Consider the following 1038-nt stretch of genomic DNA (forward strand, 5'->3'; position numbering starts at 1 on the left):
TCTTTTTTAGGGCGTGCCAAAAATGCTCCTTATTCATATTTAGGTTAGCTTAAATTACAGGATTTTAAAAAGAGATTCCCCCATTCATCTTAGAGAGGCATTAAGCCGTATCTTGTGTAGCTTCTAGATGTACTCTTTCAGCCTCTATTTGACGCTTTAAATGAATTTTAAGAAGAGGGAAAGTCGCTTCGATCTCTTCCATGTCGTTGATGTCTTGAACAAGCTCTTGCAACTTTATACAAAGCTCTGCCGCTAATTCCGCTATATCTTCAGGGGGGAGTTTTATATTTGCATCGCGATAGGTTGTATAAGCTATGCGACCGAGCTTTTTCATGAGTCCAGCAGGGATAGTTTGTGGTTTAAAACCCGCTGCTTTCGCTTTTGCCATGTCTGTAAACATTTCGCCTTCTCCAGTGAGAAGCCAATGAAAGTCTACGCCATAAATTTTGTGATAGGCAATTACGATAGATGCTGGTGGCTCATTTATACCAAGCTCATAATTTGCAAGCGTATTTTTTGCCAAATTAAGAGATTTGGCAAAAGCACCGCGTTCTTCGTTTCCGAGGATTCGTCTTATTTCACGTAGGCGTTTTGCCAATGGTGTTTTAGGTTCTGTTTCTAAACGTGCCAAAAAAATCCCCATTAAGACCATTTTACGGGTTGACAAACCCGTAAAATGGTTTTAACTGTTGTTACCGCCCGATATTGAGGGCAGATATTTTACAATTAACCCCACAAAAAACGGATGGTTTGAGCATCCGTTTGAAGCAGGAGCGAAGTTATGACAACCACACAAAAATGGGATCGCCATAGTATTTTAGCTGAGCTACGCCGCCGTAATATGACCTTGGCGGAGCTCGCGAAAGCTTATCAACTATCGTCATCCAGTGTTCAACATATCTGGACACGGTCTAACGAGAAAGCCGAACGCGCTATTGCCGATTTTATCGGTTTGCCCGTCGAGCAGGTTTTTAGCGACCGCTACCCCAAAAGTCGCCGTCGCATTTTTAAAGCAGCAAAACATGCCAACACAGATTC

The 1038-nt window shown here is 42.4% G+C and carries 2 protein-coding genes; one reads left to right on the forward strand and one right to left on the reverse strand.

All coding sequences use genetic code 11. The annotated features are described in order from the left end of the window. Positions 1–100 precede the first annotated feature (100 nt). The gene (locus ACFIJS_RS09005; RefSeq protein ID WP_375651280.1) at positions 101–631 is read right to left on the reverse strand and encodes a helix-turn-helix transcriptional regulator; all 531 of its coding nucleotides are present in this window, start codon (positions 629–631) and stop codon (positions 101–103) included. A gap of 150 nt (positions 632–781) precedes the next feature. On the opposite strand from ACFIJS_RS09005, the gene ACFIJS_RS09010 reads away from it, so the two are divergent. Beyond that, positions 782–1038: helix-turn-helix domain-containing protein (locus ACFIJS_RS09010; RefSeq protein WP_375651282.1), on the forward strand; the 257-nt coding region annotated here is incomplete at its 3' end.

Source organism: Bartonella sp. OT172YNZD (genome assembly GCF_042193725.1).
Lineage (GTDB): Bacteria > Pseudomonadota > Alphaproteobacteria > Rhizobiales > Rhizobiaceae > Bartonella > Bartonella grahamii_A.